The following is a 19,858-nucleotide window of genomic DNA, read 5'->3' as shown; positions in this document are numbered from 1 at the left end:
CTAAAACAGAATTAGCGTCATCCGAGGTTTTTGAAATGAATGTTTTGATCATTGGCAGCGGTGGCCGTGAACACGCCCTGGCCTGGAAAGTGGCTCAGGATCCGCGCGTGCAGAAGGTATTCGTGGCTCCGGGCAACGCCGGTACCGCCATCGAAGCCAAGTGCGAGAACGTCGCCATCGACGTACTGGCGCTTGAGCAACTGGCAGACTTTGCCGAGAAAAACGTTTCCCTGACCATCGTTGGCCCTGAAGTGCCGCTGGTTGCCGGTGTTGTGGACCTGTTTCGCAGCCGTGGCCTGGATTGCTTCGGTCCGACCGCTGGCGCTGCGCAGCTGGAAGGTTCGAAAGCCTTCACCAAGGACTTCCTGGCGCGCCACAAGATCCCGACTGCCGACTACCAGAACTTCACCGAGATCGAGCCGGCCCTGGCTTACCTGCGTGAAAAAGGCGCTCCGATCGTGATCAAGGCCGATGGCCTGGCCGCCGGTAAAGGCGTGATCGTCGCCATGACCCTGGCCGAAGCCGAAGACGCCGTGCGCGACATGCTGGCCGGCAATGCCTTTGGCGATGCGGGTTCGCGCGTGGTCATCGAAGAGTTCCTGGACGGCGAAGAAGCCAGTTTCATCGTGATGGTCGACGGCAAGAACGTGCTGCCGATGGCCACCAGCCAGGACCACAAACGCGTCGGCGACGGCGACACCGGTCCAAACACTGGTGGCATGGGTGCTTACTCCCCGGCGCCGGTGGTTACCGCCGAAGTGCACAAGCGCGTCATGGACCTGGTGATCTGGCCGACCGTGCGCGGCATGGCCGAGGAGGGCAACGTCTACACTGGTTTCCTGTACGCCGGTCTGATGATCGACAAGGCTGGTAACCCAAAAGTCATCGAATTCAACTGCCGCTTCGGCGACCCTGAGACCCAACCGGTGATGCTGCGCCTGCAGTCGAGCCTGGTGCTGCTGGTCGAGGCCGCTCTGGCCCAGGCGCTGGACAAGGTCGAAGCACAATGGGATCCACGCCCGAGCGTCGGCATCGTGCTGGCCGCCGGCGGCTATCCTGGCGACTACACCAAAGGCGCGGCCATCAATGGCCTGGACGCAGCGGCAGCACTGGAAGGCAAAGTCTTCCACGCCGGTACTGCGCTCAAGGACGGTCAAGTCGTAACGGCCGGTGGTCGGGTGCTTTGCGCCACGGCCATGGGTGCCAGCGTCGATGCTGCACAGCAGCAGGCCTACAAGCTGGCGGCTTCGATTGACTGGGAAGGCTGCTTCTATCGCAAGGACATTGGCTACCGCGCCATTGCCCGCGAGCGTGGCGAAAATCAGGAATAAGGTATGCACCGCGCCAGGCAATGAACACCGTTTATTGCCTGGCTATTCCGGCGCCGCGCATCGTTATATTCTGGCATCAACCTAACGAAGGGATTTCGCCGTGCGCTGGCTCAGGATTGCCATAAGCTTGACCGTCACTTTGCTGACCTTGCTCTGCATGCTTCCGGCCCAGGCCGCGCAAGGCAGTGGCTGGGCGGTATTGCTCGACGAACAGGGCGACCTGCAACTGAGCGACATCCGTTCCGCACGCTACACCAATCAATTCAGCCCTATCGAACTCGACCGCCTTACCGCAGCCGAACCCGATGGCGCGCTATGGTTGCGATTCAGGCTTGCACCGGGCAAACACGAACAGTTGCTGCGCGTGTTCGCGCCTGACCTGCGCCAGTTCAACATGTACGTTCTGGACGGCGACAAGCTGATCGATCAATCCAGCACGGGCAACGAACGCCCCCAATCCGAGCGACCATTGCCCAGCAGCGACTTCATGCTGGCCCTGCCGCAAAGCGACAACCCCCTCGACGTGTACCTGCGACTGGCCTCCGACCACCAGTTACGGCCCTATATCACCCTGCAATCGGCGATCCTCTCGGCCGCCAACCAGAACCAGACCCTGATCTATGGCCTGTTGTTCGGTTGCATCGCCATGCTGATCCTGCACAACCTCATCCGCTACACCTACACCCGCTCGCGCAGCGCCCTCTGGTTGGCGACGTGCGAAGGGTTATTGATGCTCAGCCTGCTGTTGTTGCTGAACCTGGCCGGTCCCTGGCTGCCGGACTGGCATGCACTGCAAACGCCGGGGGCTTACCTGGCATTGATAATGACTGCGCCCTGCGGCCTGATGCTTGCCTATCGTTTCTTCGCCCCGCTCGGGCCGCATCCGCTGAACCGGTTGCTGCTTGGCGAGATCCTGCTCATCACCGCCTGCGGCCTGATGCTGCTGTTCGTCAATACCTTGCCGCTGAACTTCATTACCTACGGCCTGGTAGCGCTGGCAGGCCTGAGCATGCTGTTCATCAGCGCCTATCACTGGCAAAAAGGTTATCGCCCGGCTCGCCTCTTCGTGGCAGCCATGGTGGTGTTCAACCTCGGGACACTGGTCATCCTGCCCGCCCTGTTGGGGTTGACCCTGGTCGAACCCCATGGCCTGATCACCATCTTGCTGGTGTTCATCTGCATCAGTGGCCTGTTGATGAGCATTGCGTTGAGCGAGCGCCAGCGCCGCATCACCGAAGACCGCTTCAGCATCAGTCGTGACCTGGCAGCCAGCAACGCCGAGATCAACGCCAAGGCCGAGTTCCTGGCGAAGATCAGCCATGAGATCCGCACTCCGATGAACGGCGTCCTCGGCATGACCGAGCTACTGCTGGGCACACCGCTATCGGTCAAGCAACGCGACTATGTGCAGACGATCCACAGCGCTGGCAACGAGCTGCTGACACTGATCAACGAAATTCTCGACATCTCCAAACTCGAGTCCGGACAGATCGAACTGGACGATGTGCAGTTCGACCTCAATGCACTGATCGAGGATTGCCTGAGCATCTTCCGCGCCAAGGCCGAGCAGCAAAACGTCGAGTTGATCAGCTTCATCCAGCCGCAAGTGCCCCGGGTGATCAGCGGTGACCCGACACGCTTGCGCCAGACGCTGTTGAGCCTGCTTGAAAACGCCCTGAAAAAAACCGATGAAGGCGAAATCCTGATCGTCGTTGCGCTCGACGAGCGCAACACCAAACCACGCCTGCGTATCGCCGTGCAGGACAGCGGCGAGCCCATGGACGCCGAAGAACGCGACGCCCTGATGCACGCCGAACTGCACAGCCGGCATTTTCTTTCAGCCACCCAGTTGGGCGGCAACCTGGGGCTGGTAATTGCCCGCCAGCTGATCCGCTTGATGCAGGGGGAATTCGGGATCAAGAGCGGCAACAACCAGGGCAGCACCCTGTGGCTGACCCTGCCGCTGGACCCGGATCGTCTCGAGCACCCGACCTCCGACCTCGACGGCCCGCTGCAGGGTGCGCGGGTATTGGTGGTGGACGACAATGACACCTGCCGCAAGGTGCTGGTGCAGCAGTGCAGCGCCTGGGGCCTGAACGTCAGCGCCGCGTCTTCCGGCAAGGAGGCGCTGGCCCTTCTGCGCACCAAGGCTCACTTGCGCGATTACTTCGATGTGGTCCTGCTGGACCAGAACATGCCCGGCATGACCGGCATGCAACTGGCGGCCAAGATCAAGGAAGACCCCAGCCTGAACCATGACATCCTGTTGATCATGCTCACCGGCATCAGCAATGCGCCGAGCAAGATCATCGCGCGCAACTCCGGGATCAAGCGCATCCTCGCCAAACCGGTGGCCGGCTACACCCTCAAGACCACCCTGGCCGACGAGCTGACCCAACGCAACAAAGGCCTGGTCGTCACGCAACCACTGCCAAACGGCCCGGCACTACCGGTCAAGGTCCCCAGCGACTTCCGCATCCTGGTGGCCGAAGACAACAGCATCTCGACCAAGGTGATCCGCGGCATGCTGAGCAAGCTCAACCTGCAACCGGATACCGCCTGCAACGGCGAAGAGGCCCTACAGGCAATGAAGGCCCAACGTTACGACCTGGTGCTGATGGACTGTGAAATGCCGATCCTCGACGGCTTCTCGGCCACCCAGCAATTGCGTGCCTGGGAAGTCGGCAATCAGCGGGTCCGTACCCCCGTGGTGGCATTGACTGCCCATATCCTGGCCGAACACAAAGAGCGTGCACGCCAGGCCGGCATGGACGGACATATGGCCAAGCCGGTGGAACTGTCGCAGCTGCGTGAATTGATCGAGCACTGGGTCGCCCAGCGTGACCAGCACAATCGCGCAACAACCCAAACGTCCTGAGCCGACAGACTGCGCAACCCCTGATAGACTCCCCCCTCGACTTCCCTCGCCAGTGAGCCCGGCACCATGCTCCATGTGTTGTTCAGTGTTTACCTGAAGATGCTGGTGCTCTACAGCCCATTCTTCGTGTTGTCCTGCTTCATCAGCCTGACCCGTGGTTACTCGCGCAAGGAACAGCGTCGGCTGGCCTGGAAAGTAGCGGTCGCCACGCTGGTCTCCAGTGTGCTGTTGTATTTGTTCGGCCGGGTGATTTTCAGTGTTTTCGGCATCACCGTGGATGCCTTTCGTATCGGTGCCGGCAGCGTGCTGTTCATCTCGGCACTGGGCATGGCCCAAGGCAAATCGGCAGTACAGACCGATAACGTGCAGCAGGATGTCACCATCGTTCCGCTGACCATCCCGCTGACGGTTGGCCCCGGCACCATCGGTGCCTTGCTGGTGATGGGCGTGAGCCAGCCGCACTGGGACGACAAGCTCACGGCCATTGTCAGCATTGCCCTGGCCAGTTTTACCGTTGGCGTGGTGCTGTTTTTGTCCGGTCGTATCGAGCGCATTCTCGGCGACCAGGGGCTACAGATCGTTAGCCGACTGATGGGGTTGTTCGTGTGCGCACTGGCAGCGCAGATCATCTTCACCGGGGTCAAGGGCTACCTGGTGCCCTGAAGCGATGGCTTGTGCAAACCCGAAAACAAGGCCCTGTGCATCAATCACAGGGCCTTGTCGTTTACTGCGGGCAAAGCCTTTTAATCAGGACTGAAGTTTACGCACGAACACCTTCTTCGAATAAGCTTCGATTTTCTCATGGACCCGTTTACGGTAGTTTTCAAACGCCCGTCGGTCGAACACGAACACCCCGCCATCGGGAATGATCGCCAGCTCTCGATCGAACTCGCGCCACAGGAAAAAGTCACTTTCAATCACGGTCGCGCTGTAGCGCAAGCCAAGCAGGCAGACGATCACTTCACCCGAGGCGAGTCGCTCGCAAGGCGCGCACTTGAGGATACCCGAGCCGCCTTTGGCAACATTGCTGCGAAAGAACTCCCAGGCAAACTCATCCAGCCGCAACGCTTTATAGGTGTCCTTGAAGAGCTGGCCCAAGCGCTCCACGCCCACGCTGCCCATCACGCGGTAGCTGGCACTGAGCAACTGGTGGACACTATTGACCCGGATCGGCTCCGCCGGAACGATGGTCTTGAGTGTGTATCCCGTCTTGAGCAATCGCCCTTGAAAGTAATCGAACCAGGCCTTCCTCGACGCCTGCCCCGGATATTTTTCATTGGCCGCCAACTCCGCATACAACAGACAGTCCTGAATATCCTGCTGATCTTGCAAGTCCACACTTTGCGCAAAAGACAATAAGCAACCGCCCACTACAACAGCATTAACAGACGCTGGCATATTCACCCCACACAGTCAGTATCCTGATCGATTAAGCCCGCCAACCTTATTGGCCTGTCAGTTGTTTGAAAAGGCCATCGCCAAACTCGTCGTTATAGGAATAAATCATGCTTTTCTTTCGATCAAATGCACGCCGATTAAACTTGCGCACACCCGCGCCCTGGAAAATCTGCAATCCTCGGGTATTGTAAGTCACGAATAAAAAATTGCCGTTGTATTCCTTGTCCACCAAGTCAAGGCCGCCCATCAACATGGACATGCCACCGCCTGGCCTTGCAATGCAAGGCACAGCCTTGAAGCTGACGACGTCGTTTTTCTTGCTGCCGGCATCGACAATCTTCAGTGCCTCATTATCGCCCTTAAGCTTGCTGAAACCCGACGCCACCAGGTCCAGGACGCTGCTCGAACCTCCGGAAATGACGGTCGCCAGCACCTGCAACACGGCCTCATTCATCGTGATGGTGAGCTGTTTGCTGACATATTTCTTGTAGGTGAAGCTTTCCGTCACCCAGCCCGCCGCCAACAATGCCTCGTTGTACTTCAGGTAGCGCTCTTCGTTACTGGTTTCCTTGGGCAGGCGCCGGACCACCGCTTCAGCAAACTGCTGGCAGTCCAGCGCATCTTGCCTGTCGTCTTCCGAAAGCGCCTGGTCGAAGACCACCAGCGAGGAGCCTACTACCGAAGACCCCACACCTTGCGCCGACGAATCACTCGATGCGGTGCTCAGCATCGAGATCGAACGCTTAGTCCGCACTCTTGGCGCGACGTTCTGTAGTTCTGCCGCAACGCCTTTGAAATACCTATCCTGCATGGCATCATCAAATGCGACTTGAGCCATTGAGTAATTACTTATATCGGTCATTTAAACTTCCTTTTAATAAATAAGCCGCCTCATGCGACCAGCTGAAAACTAAAGCGCAGAGCTGAACCGGTCAAAGTAAAAATACTTAGAACTTATTTCATGAGTTATTAGAAAAAAGCCCGCGACAACTTTCGTCAGCCGCAGGCTTTACCATCAGTGACTTATTAACTTGAACATCGGCGAGCTTTGAGCAAAGTCGCTTTCACTCAGGTAGCCGGTTTGCGTGGGTACCAACGAGGCGTGTAGACCCACTCTCCGCCTCCAGCGCGAGGAAAAACACAGGTCAGGGATGAACCGATCAACACCATGGTGCGCATGTCGACCTGATCCGGGGTCAACTGGCCAAGAGTGGTGGCCCGCAGCGTTTGCCCCGGACGCCCGATATCCCGCCCCAACACCACAGGAGTCTCAGGCACACGGTGCCTGGCGACGATGTCCAGTGCCTGGCCCAGTTGCCATGGTCGTGAACGCGAGATCGGGTTGTAGAAGGCCAGTGCCAGATCGGCTTGTGCGGCCAGATCCAGGCGTTTCTCGATGATTGCCCATGGCTTGAGGTTATCCGACAGCGACAGTACACAGAAGTCATGCCCCAGCGGCGCACCGGCCTGGGCGGCCGTCGCCAGCGATGCGGAAACCCCCGGCAGAATTTCCAGATCGACGTTGTGCCAATGGACGTCGGTGGACTCGTGCAGCGCCTCAAGCACCGCAGCGGCCATGGCGAAAACCCCCGGATCGCCTGAAGAAACCACCACCACCGAGCGCCCTTGGGCCGCCAGTTCGAAAGCGTGGCGGGCACGCTGCATCTCTTCGCGGTTGTCGGTGCAATGCAGCACTTGATCGTCGCGAAACGGCCCGGCCATGCGCACGTAGGTTTCGTAGCCCAATACATCGTTGGCGCGGGCCAGTTCAGCCTTCACAGCCGGCACCATCAACTCGGCAGCACCTGGCCCCAGGCCGATCACGGCCAAACGACCACGAGGCCGGCCAATCTGCAACGGGTCCAGCGGTTGCTCTGCTACCGCAATGGCAACAGTGTCGTTACCAAACATGGAGACGGGTTGGCCCACGGCAGTACGCAGACGTTCGCCGAGCACGGTCCCTGCCGGGGCAAAGCGCAACGACACGCCCAATTCAAGCGCTGCTTCACGCAACGCCGCGCTGGCCATTTCGGTGTCGTCGGCCAACAGACAGGCCAGCGACTGCCCAGCGATCCCTGCCTGATGCAAGGCCTCGCGCACAGCCTCCGCGACGTTCACCAGATCAGCTTTCACGGCGACCACCACATTGCGCGGGTAGATCAACAATTCGTTAACCGCGGGAGCCCGTTCGGCATGACCGACATGCACCGCCAGTCGGGCCTGCGCATCTTCGGGCAACTGCGCCTGCGCCAGCCACGGTGCCTCACCCTCAATGCGCACCGTTTCGCCAGCCAGCAAATCGGAAACGAAACGCTTGCCCGACTCCAGATCGCCCAGGGCATAGCCGCTCGGCGGATTGAGCAGGCAGGTGCCGAAACGCAACTCCCCGCTGGTGGTGATCGCAGCGGATACCTCAAGCGCAGCGCCAATTTCCCGGGCCATGACATTCACGCCGCCAAGACCGCCCAACAGGGGAACCACGGCACTGCCGTCTTCGGCCACCGCCAATACCGGTGGTTCGACACCTTTTTCCAGCAACATGGGCGCCAGCGTACGGATCACGATCCCGGCCGCGCACAGGGCAATGATCGGTGTGCCCTGTTGATAGAACTCGCGCAGGGTCGCACCGAACTCGTGATAGGCCCGATCCGCGCCGTCGACCCGTTCGGCCAGGCCATGGATCAGGGATTCGGGGTACACCTGCTGAATGCTGCGTGCGGTAGCGAGGCTGCCATTGCCAAGAATGACAATCGCCGGAACTGGACGGGTCATCAGCCTTGCCACCTTTCACCAGGAACGATGATCAACGAGAAGTACGGTGAGGACATCGGCTCGACCTGATCCAGCGGCACGATCTTCTGATTGGCCATGGTCGCACGCTCGACGTACAGCGCACGCTCGGCCAGGCCGAGTTCTTCCAGTACCTGGCGAACCTTGGGAAAGTTGCGCCCCAGCTTCATGATCACCGCCGCATCGGCATCGGCCAGGCGACGCTTGAGTTCGTCGTGCGGCAACACGCCGGACAACACCGACAGACTCTGATTGCGATACACCAGCGGCGCACCGAGCACCGAGGCGCCGCCAAGCATCGAGCATACGCCGGGAACGACTTCAGCCTGATAACGCTCGGCGAGCCGATCGTGCAGGTACATATAGGAGCCGTAGAAGAACGGATCGCCTTCGCAGATCACCGCCACGTCGCGGCCGGCATCCAGATGCGTCGCCAGTTCATTGGCGGCGTCATCGTAGAAGTCGCTGATCACTTGCTCGTAGGACAGCGGCGCCGGTAAGGCTTCTGTGGTCACCGGGTACACTAGCGGCAACAAATTCTGCGCTTCCTGCAGATGCGCCTCGATGATGCCGAAGGCGTTGCCCTTCTTGCCCTTGGCCACGAAGTACGCCACTACCGGCGACTCGCGCAGCAACCTTAGTGCCTTGACGGTAATCAGTTCGGGATCACCGGGGCCGACACCAAGGCCGATCAATCGTCCAGGTTGCTGCATCATTCGATCTCCGTGGCGAGGGCATTGACGGCGGCGGCGGCCATGGCGCTTCCGCCCAGGCGACCTTGCATGATGACAAAAGGCACGCCACGGCTGTCGGCCGCCAGCGCAGCCTTGGATTCGGCGGCACCGACGAAGCCCACCGGGAAGCCGAGGATCAACGCCGGTTTCGGCGCGCCGGCGTCGAGCATTTCCAACAGATAGAACAACGCCGTCGGTGCGTTGCCGATCACCACCACGCTGCCTTCAAGATGCGGACGCCACAGCTCCAGCGCAGCGGCGGAGCGGGTATTGCCCAATTCACGGGCCAGTTCCGGAACGCTCTCATCGCGCAAGGTGCAGATCACCGGATTGTTCGCTGGCAGGCGCGCGCGGGTAACGCCTTCGGAGACCATCCGCGCATCGCACAGAATCGGCGCACCGGCCGCCAGCGCATCACGCCCGGCCTTGCCCGCCCCTTCGGAAAACTGCAAGCCGTCGATGGCATCGACCATGCCGCAGGCGTGAATGACACGGACCGCGAGTTTCTCCAGATCGGCCGGGATTCGGTCGAGGTTGGCCTCGGCGCGAATGATCGCGAAGGAGTTGCGATAGATCTCCTGACCGTCGCGGATGTAATCAAGCATCAAGGGGGCTCCGTGAGCGGGCGTCGAGCAAGGTCGCGACCGCTTCAATAGTAAGGTTGCGTGCGTGCAGCGCGCCGAAACCCGGCTGCGCTGCATCGCGAAAATAGAGATCGTAGTGACCGGGGGTGACAGCCAGTAATGTGACGGGCGCCGTATGCGCGGCGGCGCAGGAACGCGGGCAACCGCTCAGGTGTATGTTCAGTGCCGGTCCATGGCGGTGCAGCACTGCGGCCAGTTGCAGGGCATCGCCCTTGGTCTCGGCCAGGCCTTTACCGCAACCGTTTGAGCCGGTGCAGGCGATCAGCCGGGACAATGGCTGATCGGCTTCACACTGCAAGCCAAGAGACTGCAATTGCCGAAATACCTCGGCGGCATTTTCCGCGCGGACATTGGGCACCAGCAGACTTTGCCAGGGTGTGAAGCGCAGACTGGAATCACCGAACTTGCGTGCCAGTTGTGCCACACCCCGCAGCATCGCGGGATCGAGTCGCCCCAGCGGCGGGACGGCCCCCACATATACAACACCGGACTCGGCCTGGGGATGGGCCCCCATGTGCAAATCACTGGAGCCCAAAACCCGCTGCCAACCGACAACGGTTTGCACCGGTACTCGCTCGGCCAGTCGAGACAGCATGCCCTCGACCGGGTACTCGGCCAGCAAATGGCGCATTCGCGTCTGCTCGGGGCGCGCCAGTTCAAGGAACAACTCAAGGACCGTGACCACCAGTGCGTGCCCGTCAGCCAGCGCAACCGAACCGGCGGGGCTGTCCGTCGGGCATCCCGCCAGGCCGAACGCCAACCGTTGCTCGCCGTCTTGTTCAAACGCCGAGAGCCACAGGTCATGGGGATGTTCGAGCATCGTCAGTTCTTCAGCGCCATCAAGCTGCACGGCGAACTTGGCACTGAGGTCGTGGAACGCCTCCTGGCTTTGCAGTGTGGCGAGGATCTGCCCGGCCAGCGGGCGAGTGTCGAACAGCATGCGCCGGTCGATCCCGGCGCTGGGGCTGAGCATCAGGTTGCGCACATCATCGCCAGCCGCCGTACGCGGCCCCAGGCCGGCGGCCAGCAGGCTGTCGATCAACGCCGCTTGCTCGTTGCCGATGCCACGAATCTGCAGGTTGGCCCGGTTGGTCGCCTCGATCGCCCCGCTGGCATAACGCTCTGCCGCAGACGCCACGGCCTCCGCCTGGTCGCTACTGATCGAACCACCGTCCAACTTGATCCGGCAGATGCCGCCATCCAGCGCCGGGACAATACGCAGCAACCCCGGACAGGCCGAGGGGCGTAAGGCAGCGGACAGCGGACGTTCGTTCAAGGCGGACCCGTACAAGTGGCGAGGCAGTTCACGGCGAAAGTGCGCGGTATTATGCCTGCTTTACTTCGCTGCATGAAAAGACTCCGGTCGGGAAGACAAGGCAGTCAGCTCAAGGAACCCGCGCTATCATGCCGCCCAACAACGTTGAACGTGTGATTGAGGAATGGCATGGCACCCTGGCTGACGGTAGTGGGCATCGGCGAAGACGGCTTCAAGGGCTTGGGCAAGAACGCCCGGCATGCGCTGTTGTGTGCCTCGAAAGTCTTCGGCGGCCAGCGGCATCTGGATTTGCTCCCGCCGTGCATACGCGGAGAGCGCCAGTCGTGGCCGAGCCCCTTCAGCCTTGAGTCGCTGCTGTCGAACCGTGGCGAGCCCGTTTGCGTCCTGGCCAGTGGCGATCCGATGCTCTTTGGCGTCGGCGCCAGCCTGGCCCGGCAACTCCCCTCGGCCGAAATGCTGACGCTTCCCGCGCCGTCCTCCTGCTCGCTGGCTGCGGCGCGAATGGGTTGGCCCTTGCAGGAAGTGGTCACGTTGTCGGTGGTTGCCCGCCCCGTCGCCGCACTCAACGCGCAACTGTTCAGCGGCGTGCGCTTGCTGGTGTTGAGTAACGACGGCGGCAGCCCCACCGCCATCGCCGCACTGCTGCGTGAACGTGGTTTCGGTCCGAGCCGGATAACCGTGCTCGAACATTTGGGCGGTGAAGCCGAGCGGCGTGTCGACGGTATCGCCAATGACTGGAGCGATCCTTTGATCGCCGACCTGAACCTGATCGCCATCGAGTGCATCGCCGAGCCGAACACGCTGCGCCTGTCGCGACTGGCCGGCCTGCCGGACTCTGCCTTCAAACACGACGGCCAACTGACCAAACGCGATGTACGCGCCATCACCCTCGCGCGCCTGGCGCCCATCCCCGGCGAATTGTTGTGGGATGTTGGCGCTGGCAGTGGCTCGATCGGCATCGAATGGATGCGCGCCCACCCCGCTTGCCGCGCACTGGCCATCGAGGCCGATGAAGGCCGACAAGGGTTGATCGAACACAACCGCGATGCCCTCGGTGTTCCCGGCCTGCAACTGGTTCGCGGCAATGCGCCACAGGCCTTGGCCGGCCTGGAGCGACCGGATGCGATTTTCATTGGGGGCGGCGTCACCCGAGAAGGCGTGCTTGATACCTGCTGGGCCGAACTCAAACCCGGAGGCCGGTTGATTGCCAACGCTGTCACCCTGCAAAGTGAAATGACCCTGATGGCCTGGCGCGAGCAACACGGCGGGGAGTTGACCCGCATTCATATCGCGCAAGCACAACCTCTGGGTGACTTCGACACTTGGCGCCAGGCCTTGCCGATTACCTTGCTGGATGTGACGAAACCCTTCGATGCGTGACGAAACAGCCGAACAACCCGCCCCCCTGCGTAGTGGCCTGACCACCGGCAGCTGCGCCACGGCCACCAGCCTCGCCGCCGCGCGCCTGCTGCTGGCTGGCACAGAGGCCGATGCGGTGGAAATCGTATTGCCCAAAGGCAAGCAGGTTCAGATGCGCCTGGAGTTCTGCCGCCTCACCGAGGACGGCGCCGAAGCGGGAACTCTCAAGGATGCTGGTGACGATCCGGACGTGACCCACGGTGCCCTGCTCTATTCCCAGGTGCGCCTGAGCAGCGAACCGGGGACACGCTTCAAGGCCGGTCGCGGCGTCGGCACCGTGACCCGGCCCGGGCTGGTGCTGGGTGTCGGCGAGCCCGCGATCAACCCGGTGCCACGAAAAATGATCAGCGAACACCTGGTCCGACTGGCCGACGAACTCGGCTATAGCGGTGGTTTCGAGGTCACGGTCAATGTCGAGAACGGCGAAGCACTGGCACTGAAAACCATGAACCCGCGCCTTGGCATTCTTGGCGGCCTGTCGATCCTCGGCACCAGCGGCATCGTCCGGCCGTTTTCCTGCGCGGCCTACATCGCCTCGATCCATCAGGGCATCGACGTGGCGAAAACCAACGGTTACCTGCATATTGCCGCCTGCACCGGCAATGCAAGCGAAGACACCATGCGCCGGGTCTACAACCTTCCGGAAATCGCTTTGATCGAAATGGGCGACTTCGTCGGTGCCGTGCTCAAGCACCTGCGCAAAGTACCGGTGGATAAACTCAGCCTGTGCGGTGGTTTCGGCAAGATCAGCAAACTGGCGGCCGGGCACATGGATCTGCACAGCCGTCATTCGAGCATCGACCTGCCGCAACTGGCGTTATGGGCAGCACAGGTCGGCGCCGATGCGGCGTTGCAGCAAAACATCCGCGAGGCCAATACCAGCCAGCAGGCGCTGGCCATGGCCGCCGCAGCCGGGGTCGCCCTGGGTGATGCAGTCTGTCAGCACGCCCTGGACTTTGCCCGTAGCGTCGTGCCGGCGCAGGTTCAGGTGGAAGTCTTCGCCATCGATCGCCAGGGCGGGATCGTTGGCCATGCCGGAGCATTTCAATGAAACGCATCCTGTTGCTCGGCGGCGTGACCGAAGCCATGGCGATTGCCCGCACGCTGGGACCGCAGCATATCTACAGCCTGGCCGGTGTCGGTCGGGTGCCGACCGATCTGCAATGCCAGGTGCGCGTCGGCGGCTACGGCGGTGCCGAAGGCCTGGCGCAATTCATTCGCGATGAAGGCATCGATCTGCTGCTCGACGCCACTCACCCCTACGCCGCCAGTATCAGCCAGAACGCCGCGACCGCCGCGCGCTTGAGCGGCATTCCCTGCTGGGCGCTGCGCCGTCCGGCCTGGCAAGCCCAGGCGAGTGATGACTGGCGGGAAGTCAGCGATTGGGCCGGACTGATCGATGCCCTGAAGCCCTTCCGTCGACCGCTGTTCACCCTCGGTCGCGAGCCCCTGCAACACCTGAACGAAATTCCTGCGGAGCAATTCTGGACCCTGCGCGCACTGGACGTGTACCCGGGCAACGAGCGCTGCGAAGTGATCGGCGCACGTGGGCCCTTCCTGATCGACGATGAACGTGAGTTATTCGAACGGCGAAACATCGACGTGCTGATCAGCAAGAACAGCGGCAGCACGGCGACCGAGCCGAAGCTGGAAGTGGCGCGTGAGCGTGGGGTACCGGTGATTGTCTTGAAGCGGCCGGTGTTGCCGGGAGTTGATCGGGAGTTTGAGGGTGTGACAGAAATCCTGACGACCCTGTCGCTCTTCGACGGCTCCTGATCCCCCGTCCGCCGGGACTTTTCCTACGACACCTTCGGAGTACACGGATTATCCACTCCAGGTCTCCACCCTATAGTCCGGCGGATTCTGAACAAAGCTCCAGCACTACTGACGCTTTGAAATTCACGACTATTATGAAGGCTACGAAAGGATGGCGCTGCGACACCAAACCGCACGTCGCCTTTTTACTTATCGGCCCTGATCAGGCTAAATAGCCCGCGCCTGATCGCCCACCCAAACGGATTTTGTGCCATGTCCCGACAACGGCTCGCAATTGCCTGGATAGCCTGCTTCGCAGTGCTGTTCAACATGCTCGCCATGCCGATGTCCGGAGCGATGGCAAAAACGGCTAATTCACCTGCCGAGCAGTTGTTGTGGGGCAGTTTCTGCAGCTCCAGCGGCGCCAGGATGGTGGCGATTTCCATCGGTGACCTTGAACAGAAAGCCCCGCAAAACGACGATCATTCCAACATGCAGCATTGCTGGTGTTGCTCCGGTTCTGCGCCATTGGTGGCGTTGCCGGGGCATTCGCCGCAGCTGTATTTAGCGCACTTCGAATCCAACCGAAGCCTACCCGCCACCGCCCTCGACAGCCCGTCACCGCGCCAGCAATGGCCGAGTCTCAACCCCCGCGCGTCCCCTCTGGTGTGATTTTTTCTCGCAATTGACTGCGTTTTAAATCGTTCCGGAGAACTGCCATGTTGAACAAACTCATCGTTCTGGCTGCGTTACTGCTGCCTGCCTGTTTTGCCAATGCACACGAATACAAGGTCGGCGAACTGGAAATCGCGCATCCGTGGTCCCAGGAGTTGCCACCCAATGCGCCCACCGTTGCGGCGTATTTCGTGATCGACAATCAAGGCCAGACCGCCGACCGCCTGCTCAGCGTCGACACCCCCATTGCGGGCGAAGCGCAACTGCATGAGCACGTGATGCAAGGCGACATGATGAAAATGCAGCACGTACCGAGCGTGGAAGTGCCCGCCGGTGGCGAGGTCACCTTCGCACCAATGGCCTATCACGTGATGTTGCTGAACCTCAAGGACCGCAGCCTGCTCACTGACGGCAAGCGCTTCCCCATGACACTGCACTTCGAAAAGTCCGGTGACGTGACAGTCGAAGTCGCGGTGCAGAAACAGGCGCCGGACGCCATGCAAGAACACAAGCACGCGCAATAACCACCCGCGCTGAATACGCCCATGCGCCCGCTTAGCGCCAGGTCATCCAGGTCACGCAATCAGGCATTGAGCCTGACACGCGGCAGCTGGATCAGCCTGTTCGCCATGTTGATGATCTTTATCGGTCCGCTGATTTCCCAGTCGATGCCGATGGATTCGCGCGCCATGTCGATGACCATGCCTGCGGGTATGAGCATGGACATGCCGATGGACATGTCGGCAATGGAGCATGCCGACCATGCCACGCAAGCCAACGCCGAGCATTGCCCGCCAGCCCCCGGGCACCATGTGCTGTGGGAAAAGTGCGGCTATTGCAGCCTGCTGTTCAATTGCCCGGCGCTGACCGGTGGCGTGTCTTTCGCCAACTTCGTCATCCCGCCCGTCAACACCTTCACTACACCCTCTGTGCGCCTGGGCCATGCCCGGCAAACCTTCTTCCCCGGCGCCCGCACCCGCGCCCCGCCCATCGTCGCGTAAACACTCACTTCTGATTTCACACGGCCCGCAAGACAGCCAACGCAACCTGTGGGAGTGGGCTTGCTCGCGAAGAGGGAGTGTCAGTCAACGTTGATGTTGTCTGGCGCACCGCTTTCGCGAGCAAGCCCGCTCCCACAGGGACAGCTTCAGGCTGCCGGCCGTGTCGTTTACGACTGTTCGATGGAAATTGTCATGTCCAGGTTTTCCGCTGTCCCGTGCTTGAGCCCTGCCCAAGCCTCTTATGCCCTGAACGAATCCGGCGTTCGTTTCAGGCACGCCACCGCCATCCTGTGCGGTGCTTTGCTGGCGCCTTCTGCGCTGGCCGATGATCACGCCGGTCATAGTGAAGAGTTGAGCCCGACGGTGATTACCGCCGTGGCGCCCAGCTCGCCCTTGACCATCGTCACCAACCCCAAGGACCCGCGCCAACCGGTGCCGGCCAGCGACGGCGCCGATTACCTGAAGACCATCCCCGGCTTTGCCATGGTGCGCAATGGCGGCACCAATGGTGACCCGGTGCTGCGCGGCATGTTCGGCTCGCGGCTGAACATCCTCACCAACGGCAGCATGATGCTCGGCGCCTGCCCGGGCCGGATGGACGCTCCGACTTCCTACATCTCGCCGGAAACCTACGACAGACTCACCGTGATCAAAGGCCCGCAAACCGTGCTGTGGGGGCCGGGTTCTTCGGCCGGGACCATCCTGTTCGATCGCGAGCCGGAGCACTTCGGCGAACTCGGCACGCGGGTCAACGCCAGCGTGTTGGCCGGCTCCTACGGTCGCTTCGACAAACTGGTGGACGCCGCAGCCGGAGGTCAGTCGGGTTATGTGCGGGTCATCGGCAACACCGCGCACTCCGACGACTACCAGGACGGCAACAACGACACCGTGGCGTCGCGCTATGACAAATGGAACGGCGACGTGGCCATCGGCTGGACGCCGAATACCGACACTTTGCTGGAACTGACCGCCGGCCGTGGCGATGGTGAAGCCCGCTACGCCGGGCGCGGCATGGACGGCTCGCAGTTCCTGCGCGAGAGCCTCGGATTGCGCTTCGAGCAGTCCAACATCGGCGAGGTTCTGGACAAGGTCGAGGCGCAGATCTACTACAACTACGCCGACCACGTGATGGACAACTACACCCTGCGCACGCCGTCCGGTACCGGAATGATGTCCGGGCCCATGGCCTCCAACGTCGACCGCCGCACCCTCGGCGCACGGGTCAAGGGCACCTGGCGCTGGGCCGATGTACAACTGATCAGCGGCATCGACGCGCAGACCAACGAGCATCGCCAGCGCGGCGCCATGGGTGTCGACACCTACAAGGACCTGCCGTACACCAAGGATGCCGACTTCCATAACTACGGCGTGTTCGGCGAACTGACCTGGTACGCCGCCGACCGTGACCGCCTGATCAGCGGCGCACGCCTGGACCGTGCCTCGGCCAAGGATTTTCGGCAGACCATCGGCTCGGGCATGATGACCCGCCCGAATCCGACCGCCGACGACACCCGCGCCGATACCCTGCCCAGCGGTTTCATCCGCTACGAGCATGACCTGGCCGACAGCCCGACCACCTTGTATGCCGGCCTCGGTCACACCCAGCGATTCCCGGATTACTGGGAGCTGTTTTCACCCAAGTCCGGCCCCGCCGGTTCGGTCAATGCCTTCGATTCGATCAAGCCGGAAAAAACCACCCAGCTCGATTTCGGCCTGCAATACAAGACCGAAGACCTCGAAGCCTGGGCATCGGCTTATGTCGGGCAGGTGCGCGATTACATCCTGTTCAACTACACCCCGACGATGATGGGTACGACCTCGCAAGCCGAAAACATCGACGCGCGAATCATGGGCGGTGAACTGGGCGCCGCCTACAACCTCACCGACAACTGGAAAGCCGACGCGACCCTGGCCTACGCCTGGGGCAAGAACAGCAGCGATGGCAGTGCATTGCCACAAATGCCGCCGCTGGATGCCCGTTTCGGCCTGACCTACAGCGAAGACAACTGGAGCGCCGGCGCACTGTGGAGAGTGGTTGCCGCGCAAAACCGCATCGACCAGAACAAGGGCAACGTGGTCGGCAAGGACTTCGGCAAAACGCCGGGCTTCGGCGTGTTCTCCCTCAACGGTGCCTATCGGATCAACAGCAACTGGAAGGTCAGCAGCGGCGTCGACAACCTGTTCGGCAAGGCTTACGCCGAGCACTTGAATCTGGCCGGCAACGCCGGTTTCGGCTATCCGGCCAATGACCCGCAAGCCATCAAGGAGCCGGGGCGAACGCTCTGGACCAAGGTGGATATGAGTTTCTAAAAGCTTCGCGAGCAAGCTCGCTCCTACAGGGGAACGAGCCTGCTCGCGATCGGTTGCACAGCAACCGCAAAACAAACAACTAAAAAAGATCCAGCCAAGCGGAGCACACGTGATGAAACAGCCCAAAGTGAATTTCTACAACCTGGCCTGGCGCTGGCATTTCTATGCCGGATTATTCGTTGCGCCATTCATGGTGATGCTGGCCCTGACCGGCACCGTCTACCTGTTCAAACCGCAGCTCGACTCGCTGATGTACAGCAGCCTGCTCAAGGTTCCGGCCGGTCATCACACCGTCTCGGCCGACGACCTGCTGACACGGGTGAAAATGGCTTATCCACAAGGCCAGGTCACCCAATACCTGCCGCCGGTCAACGCCGAGCGCAGCGCGCAGTTTGTCGTACTCAACGATGACAAGGAGCTGAACGTTTTCGTCGATCCGTACCACGGTGACATCCTCGGCGAACAAGACGCCAAGAAGAACCTGCAAGCCATTGCCCGGTCGATTCACGGTGAGCTGATGATCGGCACCGTTGGCGACCGACTGATCGAACTGGCCGCCGGTTGGGGCGTGGTGCTGGTGGTGTCCGGCATTTTCCTGTGGTGGCCGCGCGGTCAGGCGGCAGGCATTTTGTGGCCGCGCCTGAACAGTCGTGGTCGCATATTGTGGCGTGACCTGCACGCGGTCACCGGATTCTGGGGCGCGTCCCTGCTGCTGGTGATGTTGCTCAGCGGCATGACCTGGACCGGCTTCTGGGGCAAGCAGTACGCCGAAGTGTGGAACGTGTTCCCGGCAGCCATGTGGGATGACGTGCCGAAGTCCGACGTCGAGGCGCGCAGCCTCAACACCGCCACCCGCCAGACCGTGCCGTGGGCCATGGAAAACACGCCGATGCCGATGTCCGGCGACCATGCCGGGCACATGGCCCACGACAGCGCAGCGGCCGGTCCGGCATCGCCGACCATCCGCCTGCAGGACGTACAAAACATTGCCAGCGAGCGCAAGGTCGAACCGGGCTACAGCATCACCCTGCCGACCACTGCAACCGGCGTGTTCACCATCGCCGTATTCGCCGACGACCCGCGCAATGACGCCACGCTGCACATCGATCAGTACACCGGCAAGGTCCTGGCCGATGTACGTTTCGAGCAATACGGCAGCGTCGCCCGCGCCACGGAAATCGGCGTGATGTTGCACGAAGGCAAGATGTTCGGCGTGTTCAACCAGATCGTCGTGTTGCTGATCTGTTTGATGATTTTGCTCAGCGCGGTCAGCGGCGTGGTGATCTGGTGGAAGCGCCGCCCGCAAGGAAAACTCGGCGTGCCGCCGCTACGCCACGACCTGCCGAAATGGAAAACCGCGATGGTGATCATGTTCGCCCTGGCGGTAGCCTTCCCGATGGTGGGCGCTTCGCTGGTGGTGGTATGGGTGTTCGATCGCGTGCTGCTGTCACGTTTCACCCGGCAGACTGAGAGCGCCTCATCTTCATCATGAAACAGGCGAGATGCGCGGGGCGAAAGGCACTGTAAACTCCCCGCGCATCACCTCAGCCCCATCGCGAGCAAGCTCGCTCCCACAGGATTTGCGCAATACCTGTGGGAGCGGGCTTGCCCGCGAAGGGGCCATCAGCATCACCTCAAGAGCCACTG

Annotated in this window: 17 protein-coding genes; 11 read left to right on the top strand and 6 right to left on the bottom strand. The window is 61.4% G+C overall.

Translation table 11 applies throughout. The features are described from left to right. The first annotated feature begins 35 nt into the window (after positions 1-35). The 3 genes from purD (at position 36) to AB4O40_RS20570 (ending at position 4,872) form a co-directional block, all read left to right on the top strand. The gene (gene purD, locus AB4O40_RS20580; RefSeq protein ID WP_056725301.1) at positions 36-1,331 is read left to right on the top strand and encodes a phosphoribosylamine--glycine ligase; all 1,296 of its coding nucleotides are present in this window, start codon (positions 36-38) and stop codon (positions 1,329-1,331) included. A 100-nt stretch (positions 1,332-1,431) separates the two neighbouring features. Continuing rightward, complete coding sequence (locus AB4O40_RS20575; protein ID WP_056725303.1) at positions 1,432-4,209, top strand: hybrid sensor histidine kinase/response regulator; 2,778 nt, start codon at positions 1,432-1,434, stop codon at positions 4,207-4,209. Between the two features lie 66 nt (positions 4,210-4,275). Next, positions 4,276-4,872, top strand: a complete 597-nt coding sequence (locus AB4O40_RS20570) for a MarC family protein (RefSeq protein WP_008053960.1) — start codon at positions 4,276-4,278, stop codon at positions 4,870-4,872. An 84-nt stretch (positions 4,873-4,956) separates the two neighbouring features. On the opposite strand, the gene AB4O40_RS20565 is transcribed toward AB4O40_RS20570, so the two are convergent. The 6 genes from AB4O40_RS20565 to cobG form a co-directional block, all read right to left on the bottom strand. Beyond that, positions 4,957-5,607 carry a hypothetical protein gene (locus tag AB4O40_RS20565; protein ID WP_056725305.1) on the bottom strand — a complete coding sequence of 217 codons (651 nt, stop codon included), beginning with the start codon at positions 5,605-5,607 and terminating at the stop codon, positions 4,957-4,959. A gap of 46 nt (positions 5,608-5,653) precedes the next feature. Then, complete coding sequence (locus AB4O40_RS20560; protein WP_056725307.1) at positions 5,654-6,469, bottom strand: hypothetical protein; 816 nt, start codon at positions 6,467-6,469, stop codon at positions 5,654-5,656. 206 nt (positions 6,470-6,675) lie between these two features. Further along, positions 6,676-8,379: a precorrin-3B C(17)-methyltransferase gene (cobJ, locus tag AB4O40_RS20555; protein WP_056725309.1), complete on the bottom strand. Its 1,704-nt coding sequence runs from the start codon at positions 8,377-8,379 to the stop codon at positions 6,676-6,678. Continuing rightward, complete coding sequence (locus AB4O40_RS20550; protein ID WP_056725311.1) at positions 8,379-9,110, bottom strand: precorrin-2 C(20)-methyltransferase; 732 nt, start codon at positions 9,108-9,110, stop codon at positions 8,379-8,381. The genes cobJ and AB4O40_RS20550 overlap by 1 nt, the downstream gene beginning before the upstream one ends. Continuing rightward, positions 9,110-9,736, bottom strand: coding sequence for a precorrin-8X methylmutase (locus tag AB4O40_RS20545; RefSeq protein ID WP_056725313.1), 627 nt, complete (start codon positions 9,734-9,736; stop codon positions 9,110-9,112). Before AB4O40_RS20545 ends, AB4O40_RS20550 begins: the two co-directional genes overlap by 1 nt. After that, positions 9,729-11,051 carry a precorrin-3B synthase gene (gene cobG / locus AB4O40_RS20540; protein WP_056726314.1) on the bottom strand — a complete coding sequence of 441 codons (1,323 nt, stop codon included), beginning with the start codon at positions 11,049-11,051 and terminating at the stop codon, positions 9,729-9,731. The genes AB4O40_RS20545 and cobG overlap by 8 nt, the downstream gene beginning before the upstream one ends. Before the next feature lie 168 nt (positions 11,052-11,219). Between cobG and AB4O40_RS20535 the strand changes: the two genes are divergently transcribed. The 8 genes from AB4O40_RS20535 (at position 11,220) to AB4O40_RS20500 (ending at position 19,703) form a co-directional block, all read left to right on the top strand. Further along, positions 11,220-12,431, top strand: coding sequence for a bifunctional cobalt-precorrin-7 (C(5))-methyltransferase/cobalt-precorrin-6B (C(15))-methyltransferase (locus AB4O40_RS20535; protein ID WP_056725315.1), 1,212 nt, complete (start codon positions 11,220-11,222; stop codon positions 12,429-12,431). Continuing rightward, complete coding sequence (locus AB4O40_RS20530; protein ID WP_056725316.1) at positions 12,424-13,521, top strand: cobalt-precorrin-5B (C(1))-methyltransferase; 1,098 nt, start codon at positions 12,424-12,426, stop codon at positions 13,519-13,521. Before AB4O40_RS20535 ends, AB4O40_RS20530 begins: the two co-directional genes overlap by 8 nt. Then, on the top strand, positions 13,518-14,246 hold the full coding sequence (locus AB4O40_RS20525) for a cobalt-precorrin-6A reductase (RefSeq protein WP_409078588.1): 729 nt from the start codon (positions 13,518-13,520) through the stop codon (positions 14,244-14,246). Before AB4O40_RS20530 ends, AB4O40_RS20525 begins: the two co-directional genes overlap by 4 nt. Before the next feature lie 252 nt (positions 14,247-14,498). After that, positions 14,499-14,897 (top strand): DUF2946 domain-containing protein, encoded by a 399-nt coding sequence (locus AB4O40_RS20520; protein ID WP_082562974.1) that lies wholly within the window; start codon positions 14,499-14,501, stop codon positions 14,895-14,897. A gap of 47 nt (positions 14,898-14,944) precedes the next feature. Further along, positions 14,945-15,424, top strand: a complete 480-nt coding sequence (locus AB4O40_RS20515) for a copper chaperone PCu(A)C (protein WP_056725322.1) — start codon at positions 14,945-14,947, stop codon at positions 15,422-15,424. Positions 15,425-15,445: 21 nt separating this feature from the next. Further along, complete coding sequence (locus tag AB4O40_RS20510; RefSeq protein ID WP_056725324.1) at positions 15,446-15,901, top strand: DUF2946 domain-containing protein; 456 nt, start codon at positions 15,446-15,448, stop codon at positions 15,899-15,901. Positions 15,902-16,093: 192 nt separating this feature from the next. Next, a complete protein-coding gene (locus tag AB4O40_RS20505; RefSeq protein WP_056725326.1) occupies positions 16,094-18,211 on the top strand; it encodes a TonB-dependent copper receptor in 2,118 nt (705 codons plus the stop codon). Between the two features lie 112 nt (positions 18,212-18,323). Then, positions 18,324-19,703: a PepSY-associated TM helix domain-containing protein gene (locus AB4O40_RS20500; protein WP_056725328.1), complete on the top strand. Its 1,380-nt coding sequence runs from the start codon at positions 18,324-18,326 to the stop codon at positions 19,701-19,703. Positions 19,704-19,858 lie beyond the last annotated feature (155 nt).

It is taken from the genome of Pseudomonas sp. S2_F07 (assembly GCF_054668325.1).
Note: the sequence above shows the minus strand (reverse complement) of the source record. Positions and strands in the feature narration are given on the sequence as shown.

Coding starts and splice junctions, on each gene's coding strand:
- purD (WP_056725301.1), top strand. CDS start 36: ATGAATGTTTTGATCATTGGCAGCGGTGGCCGTGAACACGCCCTGGCC.
- AB4O40_RS20570 (WP_008053960.1), top strand. CDS start 4,276: ATGCTCCATGTGTTGTTCAGTGTTTACCTGAAGATGCTGGTGCTCTAC.
- AB4O40_RS20565 (WP_056725305.1), bottom strand. CDS start 5,607: ATGCCAGCGTCTGTTAATGCTGTTGTAGTGGGCGGTTGCTTATTGTCT.
- AB4O40_RS20560 (WP_056725307.1), bottom strand. CDS start 6,469: ATGACCGATATAAGTAATTACTCAATGGCTCAAGTCGCATTTGATGAT.
- cobJ (WP_056725309.1), bottom strand. CDS start 8,379: ATGACCCGTCCAGTTCCGGCGATTGTCATTCTTGGCAATGGCAGCCTC.
- AB4O40_RS20550 (WP_056725311.1), bottom strand. CDS start 9,110: ATGCAGCAACCTGGACGATTGATCGGCCTTGGTGTCGGCCCCGGTGAT.
- AB4O40_RS20545 (WP_056725313.1), bottom strand. CDS start 9,736: ATGCTTGATTACATCCGCGACGGTCAGGAGATCTATCGCAACTCCTTC.
- AB4O40_RS20535 (WP_056725315.1), top strand. CDS start 11,220: ATGGCACCCTGGCTGACGGTAGTGGGCATCGGCGAAGACGGCTTCAAG.
- AB4O40_RS20530 (WP_056725316.1), top strand. CDS start 12,424: ATGCGTGACGAAACAGCCGAACAACCCGCCCCCCTGCGTAGTGGCCTG.
- AB4O40_RS20525 (WP_409078588.1), top strand. CDS start 13,518: ATGAAACGCATCCTGTTGCTCGGCGGCGTGACCGAAGCCATGGCGATT.
- AB4O40_RS20520 (WP_082562974.1), top strand. CDS start 14,499: ATGTCCCGACAACGGCTCGCAATTGCCTGGATAGCCTGCTTCGCAGTG.
- AB4O40_RS20515 (WP_056725322.1), top strand. CDS start 14,945: ATGTTGAACAAACTCATCGTTCTGGCTGCGTTACTGCTGCCTGCCTGT.
- AB4O40_RS20510 (WP_056725324.1), top strand. CDS start 15,446: ATGCGCCCGCTTAGCGCCAGGTCATCCAGGTCACGCAATCAGGCATTG.
- AB4O40_RS20505 (WP_056725326.1), top strand. CDS start 16,094: ATGTCCAGGTTTTCCGCTGTCCCGTGCTTGAGCCCTGCCCAAGCCTCT.
- AB4O40_RS20500 (WP_056725328.1), top strand. CDS start 18,324: ATGAAACAGCCCAAAGTGAATTTCTACAACCTGGCCTGGCGCTGGCAT.